Genomic DNA, 7,943 nt, shown 5'->3' with positions numbered 1-7,943 from the left:
TTACCATTGTGGATACGTCCGTTCTTGACCGTTTTGACGGACGCACAAAGGGGGCAGGCAGGCATAGGAGGAGAACAACTCTACTTCTCTATCATTACATCTTGAGCACTACCCACCGCTTGTTTGGCTTTGTCATAAAATCCCTCTAGACCTAAACCGTGAGATTCCATCCCCACGGCATCCATCACGGCATCAGGACCACGACCGCCCGTCATTTCTTTGAGGGCTTCGCCAACATCAACCTGTTCAAAATTGAGGACTTCTGCCCCCCCGTCTTTTGCCATTTGGAGCCGTTCAGGCACACGATCGATCGCAATGACCCGTTCTGCTCCCAGCAAAAACGCACTACGAATCGCAAACTGAGCCACCGGACCACAACCCCAGATTGCCACGACATGACCGGGTTTAATGTCACAGTTTTCCGCTGCCATATAGCCAGTGGGAAAGATATCCGATAGGAACAGCACTTGTTCGTCTGTCAACCCGTTAGGAATTTTGTATAGACCGACATCAGCATGAGGAACGCGGGCATATTCTGCTTGACCGCCTGCATAGCCCCCTAACATATGGGAGTAGCCAAAAATGCCTGAGGGCGAATATCCCATCAGGGCTTCTGCCATAAAGGCATTGGGGTTGGTGTTATCACATAGGGATGTTAGCGTTTGTTTGCAGAAGAAGCAGTGACCACAGGCGATGGGAAAGGGATTGACGACCCGATCGCCAACCTTAATTCGCTTCACTTCACTGCCGACTTCAACGACTTCTCCCATGAATTCATGCCCCAGAATATCACCCTGCTCCATCGTCGGAATGAATCCATCGTAGAGGTGTAAATCAGAACCACAAATTGCAGTGGATGTAATTCTGATCACGGCATCGCCGGGATTAATAATTTTGGGATCGGGGACCGTTTCGACTTCCACCTTGTTAGCACCTTGCCAGCAAACTGCTTTCATTGTTTTTCCCTTTTTCTGAGTAATTGTTTTGTGAATTGAAAATGGCGTTAGCGGTAAACCATGACGCTGATTGAAAGATTGAAATATGATGTTGATGCAGCGTTTCGGGCTGTGACTGCATCACTCAAGGTCTTTTGTTTTATTGAGCCCTGCCTATTTTCGTCGTCCTGATGGCTGACCTTCATTAGTGGCAATTTCACCTGTCTCCATCAGCATTTTGAAGCGGGCAAGATCGTCTCCAATTTGCTGTTTTGGGTTTTCACCAAACAGCTTGGCAATCGCATCTCCAACGACTCCAGCAGGTGCATCATAGGTTGTGATGACTTTTACTTCAGTCCCTCGATCGCCAGGAGCAGGTTGAAAGTGAACCGAACCAGAGTTCGCAATGTCTGCCCCTTCCACTGAAGTCCAGGCAATCACTTCGTTCGGACGATCTTCAGTGATTCTGGCATCCCATTCAACGCTGTTGCCCATTGGTGCGCTAGTAATCCAGTGCGATCGCCCATCCTCATAGACCGTCACACTTTTAATATGCCTAGTAAAGTGTGGTAAGTTTTCTAAGCTATGCCAGAAGCGGTAAAGGTCTTCTGCGGGTTTTTCAATAGTTACCGTTCTTTCGACTGTGATCGGTTGAGCCATCTTAATGTCCTCATTTGTGAGTGGGCTTTATCTGTTCATCAAACAGCCAGCAAGACTTCAATTTCAGGATTTTCCCCTTCGGCTGCTATTTGTAAAAACGTTGAATCGTCATGGGCACATCCCATCCGAATCAACTGAATCAACTTCTCTTGATCTATTGACTGTTTAAGCTTACTCACCCAAAATCGACCCACATCTGAAAGGGCTATTCTGGGATTTCCTTCGTTTTGTTGGACTGCCCTAAGCCTAAGGTGCCAGAGCTGAATATCGTCTGCCAAAGGTAATAAGAACGGTTTGTAAGTAGGTAGGCGTAATTAAACCGAAGACAGTTTTCAGGCGGTGCAAGGATTTCGGGCGCAGCCATCTTGTCTTTAATTTGATCCACCGACTGATCGGATGAACGGGGAGCTTCTGAACAGCCTTTTTTTGTTTTGTTCTATACTCATTTCGTTTACAACATTAGGGTTCTTTGCCTAAACCCTCGAAAAGGCATTGCCCTGAGCGAATTAGCTCAACGATCGCCTGCACCAACTCCTCGGTTCAATAGGCTTCGAGATGTGTTTTTGGAAGCCTGCAGCAATCACTCGTTGCTGATCCGTGTCTCCAAAGCTTTCAAGTGAAGGCTTGCCGTTGATGACTGTTCTTCCGCTCGATCTGCACCAGATCAATCAGTTGAAAGTTTGAGATGTTTGGATTTGTAGGTTCTTCCGCTTTAGCACGGAATCTTACACCTTTCTGGAAGAAAGAACACTGGGCAGATGGTTCCAGCAGTTGGGTGAGCATTGGTGCTTGTGAGCAGTCAGATGAACCCTGTTAGCTTGCCGATGATTGTTCGGACATCGCTATAGTTGCTGCATCGTCTCTAGTTGCCCCTTCAATTGTTGAATGAGAGCCGCGCAGCGATAAACCATTGCTGCGCGGCTGTCTACACCAAGCTTCATAAATATACGACGTAGATGGGTTGAGACTGTCCACTCGCTAATGCGAAGCTGCTTCGCAATTTGCTTATTTGGTTGTCCTGAAGCAACCAATGTAGCAATTTGGATCTCTCGCTCTGTCAATAAGTTGGCTAAAGCAGCTCCAGCAGAATCAGAGGATGACTCAACCCTTACGATCGCGTAAAGTTGTCCTTGCACCTTAAATCGATCAACCTCAATATAGATTTTGGATGAATGAGTTGATTGATCTAAGGAAGATTGAGCACTTGAATTAGTTTCTAAACTAATAACTAAAAACTGATAATTGTCGATTTGGAACTTGCTTAGAATAGCAGGTGATGTAGATATATCAACTGCTAACGGGCAAGATGAACGAATTGGAGCGTTCTCTCTCATAAACCTCCATAGGGGCAAAAGGAAGTTAAAACTACGACAGGGAACAATTAATACCTGAGATAGGAGAACTTAGTTTGAGATCGAGCAGGTTCGACGTTCAACGTTAGATTGAGATTAGAATTTGCCGTAATAGGTTGGTACGCTCTAGCGGTCGGCAGAGCGCGCAAATTGAAGAGAGCAGCAAGATTTGCGCGTGAGTGAACCATCGGCTGTAAGCGATTCGCAGGACCTGTTAAGAGAACTGTTACACCAGGACCATGGCCACTTACAGTACTATCTCCATGTACAACAATGCCAATGGTGATTCGGTTCTGCCGGTAGGAAGGACCGAAGCGTGTATCACCATCATAAATGGCAACAAAATCACCAAAACGTAATGTTTCTAAGCGGTAGCGAGCGCGGACATGGGGGTCGAATAATTGGATATCATAATCTCCTCGCCAAACAGAATTCTTTCCCAATCCGGAACCCATAATTTTGGCGGGAATACGATGCGTAACGGGTACTTGCAACCTACGATTATTTTCGCGTATACCCCATCGTTGCAACAGTGAGGGGGAACAATTTGTAACGTTAATCTCTGGATAATCTGAAATTTGCAGTCCTAAACCATAACTATTAATTTGAACGCGATCGCCAATTTGTAAGCGCTGCAATACAGCGGCTGGAAAGTCTACTAATACATGATCAACACCCCCATGTTTGCCAGTAACTAACCCGCGTTTACCGTTACAGGGACCACTAATCACCCTGGCGATGTTACCAACACATGCGTAGGTTACTAATGCCAGATTGGGTCCATTGCGTGCCCCAATAACTTCCCGATTATTATTGTGCAACGCCGCACCAGGTTCAATGTGATCACCCATCAAACCCACACAACGATCGCCCACTCGCTGATTTAGAACGATGCCACCTGTGGCAGGCAACACCCGTGGCACTCCATCATGCCCAATCCGGTAAGGATTTCCGGCAGCCACTGGATGAGCAACCTGACCCATCACTGCCACCATCACCAGGTCAGGTTGGTTGATTTGAAGCGTGTTGCGGTGATTAGCGGGTTGATCCTTCATAATTCAAGTGATGGAATACCAGAAGCCTTGCGCACCCTGCCAGAGATTGGTCGACAGTCCTTGATCGACTGTCGATTCATCAATTTCTGAAAAGGAATACTCATCTGACCAATCCTGGGCAAAGGTTGTGCTGAGTGTGGCAGCGGCAGGAACAACCAAATGCAAAACTGCCAAATTCAATCCTGCCCAGAGAAACTTGGAGAGACCTGCATGAACAAGCAAGTTACGAAATTGTTCTCGCTCGATGTCGGCGATCGCATTAGTTGGTTCAATTGGTTGACAGGCAATACCCCATTGTTGAAGTGTTTTACAAAGCGCGGGAGCCTCTTCATTGACACAATGAGTCAGAATACAAGCGGGTCTCGCGGCTGCCAGCGCTGCTAGATCACGGAAGGCAAGGGTCAGAATATCTGGTTTAGAAACTTGTTGATCTAAGCGAGTGTCTAAACTTTGCGCCAGCGATTCCCAACGCCAAATAATGTCGGCATCGATGCCAGTCGGAACACAAGACTCCCCAATCACATCGGCTAAGAAATGAATATTCCAGGAGTTGCGATCGGTGCTAGTCCGAAGACGTTCCCACTCTTTAAGCGTTTGCACAACGTGCTGGGAACTGTTGCCGTACGACGGCAAGGCGATGGGCATTTGCACGCTCGAAATTAAGCTGGGTTGATGAAGGTAAAACTGAGGATTGTCCAGAATATGCCAAAGTTCGCGCACAATCCAGAGTTCCATCAACTCGCCTAGTTGCTTCACTAAAGGCAATCCATAATGAGACAAGGCAAGAGTTGGATCAAGCACACACGCCCAGCGACGTTGATTGAGGGTAATGGAAAAATCGGATACTAACGCTGCTGTCATGATTACAATCCTCAAATGGATGAATCAAACCACACATTAAACGGCTGCCGATTGTGCACCGAGGACGCTTCTTAAGGCTGGGGTGACACCTGAGAAACCGCGGCCTTCTGGGGTCATGCGATAGGCAGCAACCCAGGCTTCAGCGTGAGATCCCATTGGTCGCATTTCAGATTGGAAGAGAATGGGGTCGAGTGCTGTCTTGAAGTCGTTATCGGCAATAAATTGTAGAATGCGTCGTCCACTCTCTGCCATTTTTGCTCGTTGAGATGGCTCTCCAATACCGCCCAGGTAGCGATTAGAAACCATTTCAATCACATCCCATTTAGTATTGGCATCAAAAGATTTCTTGATGTCAGGGGTGTCTAAGAGTTTGAGAACTTCGTTGAGGTAGTGCCCTGTTTCCACTGTAAGCGCCAGGATATTGCCATAGGTGGAGCGATCGAGGGCATAGCGCAAATCTAACCCAATACGCTGCACTGTACCGATGCTGCCAAACGGGCGCTGCTCAATTAACGGTCCACCGCGAATGACTTCACCAATCAACAAATCGCGGAAGTACTGTGACACTGCCACCATAAAGCCCACAAACTGGCGATGGAAGTTGACATTTGTGATCGCTCCAACGGGTGCCTGTACTCTGCCATAGTTGAAGGCGCGACGGTAGGCAATCATGCGATCGCGCTGGTTATACCGCAGTGGTTTCCATTTATCCAGCAGGTAAAGTGCCCGCGCACCGGGTCCACGCTGAATCCGCATTCTGCCTTCGCGGAAAAGGCGCTGTAATACCTGCACCACCTGGAACACTTTCATCCGTTCGTGCTGATAGATATAGTACAACTCTGCGGCAGCATGGAGTTGGCTGGGCACGATCGAGTCATCAAAATCAGGCTGAATGTATGGATAGGAAATATTCTCAAAGGGAACAGCACCTTTGCCACCAAACCCAACTAGATCTAGAAAACCATCTTGGCTACCCGTACCATCAGCGGCATCCTTCAGGAGTTCGCCAAAGCGGTCTTCGAGCTGTTGCTCGTATTGTTTGCGGTCTGTTGCAGGCATCGCGGCAAGCTGCTCGCGCAGAAAGTTTGCCCACAAGCGTTGAATAGTTTCAGTTGTGTTGTAGCTCATGGTAAGAGTCCTTGATCAGTTCTCATGCGTTGGGGAGTGAGCGGTGATCGTGTTTTATGACGTAGGTGCTTGTGGTGGAAGGGGCACAAGTCGATTCGCAGCGGCAGCAATCGTCATCAGGCTAAACGAGTCTGAATCGGGCACGATCGGTTCTGGGTTGAGGTATTGACCACCACTCCTAGAGAGGGCAACGTCAAGCAATTGTCGAATGATGCCATCAGCGCCAAATAACTCGGTGTAGGACACATAATCGGAAGCCATCGTTTGCACCAAATTTTCCCAGCTTGCTTCCACATCTTGCTGAACAAACAACTCCTGTCTAATCAACTGTTGCAGGAGGGCATTGTTCCTGGTCGTATCAAGTTCACCAAGTCCACGTAGCTCAGTGTTAAACCCTTCGATAAAGCCTGGATTGATCGGTAAGAACAGCAAGTTTCTAATTTCTCGTAAAACATCTCGCAAGGTTGTAAATAAGGTACGTCGCTCGTTTCGTTGCTCCTCAAGCCCAAAGCCTACGGTGAGCCGAAGCTCTCTAAGTTCGTCAAAACCATCGTTAGGAGGGGGGTCTTGGTTCAAGTTTGGTGGATTTAAGAAGGCATCAATGACATAGCTATAGGCAACAGCACGACGTTCGGGTTGGTCAAAACTATCTTTTGTGCCTACAGCGTAGAGGTCGATCGCGCGATCGACGTCATAAAGCACCTTATCTAAAATGATTTGCCCCTTGAGAGTGCTGGGTTCATTACTGGTTTGGGCAAGACGATCAAGTTGACTCGCCAGACTGCCCCGCAGGATTACCAACTGCACGAGATTGAGTGCCGGATCATCGGCATTCAGCACGGATTGTCCATACAAGCCATAGAACAGAATGGGTGGACGGGCGATGCGAATTAACCGTGAGCCGCCGGATGGCTGCACTGAGTCGATAAAGAGCTGTACAGCATCTAAAAAGGCTGTAAACGGAGGAGCGGGAGGATTGACGGCTTTGTTGCCCACAATCACTAAACGACGTAGTTGTTCAATGTCAATTTGGAAGGTTGCCCCCAATTGTCGTAACCCCTCTGAACCACCCCGCCCTGCTCGTTGCAGCAGACTATCCATGACTCGTGCCAATTCTGTTTCTACTAACAGAGATCGCAAATCTCCCTGAGCATTTGTCTCTAAATATTTGTAGAACAAACGATAGGCATTGAGTCCCCGCTGCCACTCACTGGGGTCATACGCTTCCTGCACCGTACCTGTGAGGTTGCGTAAGGCGGCAATCACTGCATCTCGACGAGACTGTAAATCGCTGTAAGCAACCTGAAGCAAATAGCGACCACTATTAAACCCAATGCTGGAAATAGCTTCTCCCATTTTGACTAACATCACTGCCGCCACTTCATCCAGACTTTGAGCAAGTTTGCGATAGTTGATGTTGACAGTAGGAGTCAACGCCCCAATTAAACGAGCCACCCGCGCAAAATCTCCCAGTGTACGCCGGATACCAAAGGCTTTGTCACGCTGACGAGAATCGATCGCAAACTGAGCTGCATTTATACCTTCAGTAATGGCAGTACGAATGGCGGTTGCCCATCCTTGTAGCTCGGGCGTAATGTCCTTCAGGATGGCGTTGGTGGTGAGTTCTCGTAAATCTCGCTCCACATCATCGATCGCCTGCTGGAGTTCTGCTTGAGAAGACATACTCGCTTGAGCGATCGGGGTTGCACTACTAGATGTGGAAAGGGCAAACGGCACCCCCTCAGCTTCGCGAGCAATGGCTGCGGCTTTGGGTGTGTCTTTGTAGCGTGAGAGTAAGGCTTGGGCGATTTGCTGAGAGTCATTTGGGTCGCTGACCTTAAGCTCTCGCCGAATTAAGTTATCTAATGCCATGCGACCGCTGCTTGGTGGCACTGCGCCATTGTTTTGTGACATTGCGTGGCTCAAAGGATTGCTAGAGGGGGTTGCCATCG

7 protein-coding genes and 2 pseudogenes are annotated in these 7,943 nt (G+C 48.3%); 1 reads left to right on the top strand and 8 read right to left on the bottom strand.

Annotated features, from left to right (window positions below):
- Window positions 1–113: 113 nt before the first annotated feature.
- The 3 genes and pseudogenes from H6F76_RS07350 to H6F76_RS07340 all read right to left on the bottom strand — a co-directional run.
- Window positions 114–956 (bottom strand): annotated as a pseudogene (locus tag H6F76_RS07350) (alcohol dehydrogenase catalytic domain-containing protein); the annotation flags it as partial.
- Window positions 957–1,109: 153 nt separating this feature from the next.
- Complete coding sequence (locus H6F76_RS07345; protein WP_190507071.1) at window positions 1,110–1,595, bottom strand: SRPBCC family protein; 486 nt, start codon at window positions 1,593–1,595, stop codon at window positions 1,110–1,112.
- A gap of 38 nt (window positions 1,596–1,633) precedes the next feature.
- On the bottom strand, window positions 1,634–1,873 hold the full coding sequence (locus H6F76_RS07340; RefSeq protein WP_190507068.1) for a hypothetical protein: 240 nt from the start codon (window positions 1,871–1,873) through the stop codon (window positions 1,634–1,636).
- A 452-nt stretch (window positions 1,874–2,325) separates the two neighbouring features.
- Here H6F76_RS07340 and H6F76_RS31390 point away from each other — a divergent pair.
- Window positions 2,326–2,412 (top strand): annotated as a pseudogene (locus H6F76_RS31390) (molybdenum cofactor biosynthesis protein MoaE); the annotation flags it as partial.
- 25 nt (window positions 2,413–2,437) lie between these two features.
- Here the strand turns inward: H6F76_RS31390 and H6F76_RS31385 are convergent.
- From H6F76_RS31385 to H6F76_RS07315, 5 genes are all read right to left on the bottom strand, one after another.
- On the bottom strand, window positions 2,438–2,731 hold the full coding sequence (locus tag H6F76_RS31385) for a LuxR C-terminal-related transcriptional regulator (protein ID WP_199321968.1): 294 nt from the start codon (window positions 2,729–2,731) through the stop codon (window positions 2,438–2,440).
- 245 nt (window positions 2,732–2,976) lie between these two features.
- On the bottom strand, window positions 2,977–4,002 hold the full coding sequence (locus H6F76_RS07330) for a DUF4438 domain-containing protein (RefSeq protein ID WP_242036559.1): 1,026 nt from the start codon (window positions 4,000–4,002) through the stop codon (window positions 2,977–2,979).
- A gap of 3 nt (window positions 4,003–4,005) precedes the next feature.
- Window positions 4,006–4,863: a hypothetical protein gene (locus H6F76_RS07325; protein ID WP_190507064.1), complete on the bottom strand. Its 858-nt coding sequence runs from the start codon at window positions 4,861–4,863 to the stop codon at window positions 4,006–4,008.
- A 36-nt stretch (window positions 4,864–4,899) separates the two neighbouring features.
- Window positions 4,900–5,991: a hypothetical protein gene (locus tag H6F76_RS07320; protein WP_190507062.1), complete on the bottom strand. Its 1,092-nt coding sequence runs from the start codon at window positions 5,989–5,991 to the stop codon at window positions 4,900–4,902.
- A 54-nt stretch (window positions 5,992–6,045) separates the two neighbouring features.
- Entirely contained in the window at window positions 6,046–7,941 is a 1,896-nt protein-coding gene (locus H6F76_RS07315; protein WP_190507060.1) for a hypothetical protein, read from the bottom strand.
- Window positions 7,942–7,943 lie beyond the last annotated feature (2 nt).

It is taken from the genome of Leptolyngbya sp. FACHB-321 (genome assembly GCF_014695975.1).
Classification (GTDB): Bacteria; Cyanobacteriota; Cyanobacteriia; order Leptolyngbyales; family Leptolyngbyaceae; genus Stenomitos.
The sequence above is the reverse complement of the archived record's forward strand: the minus strand, read 5'-3'. Positions and strand labels throughout refer to the sequence as shown.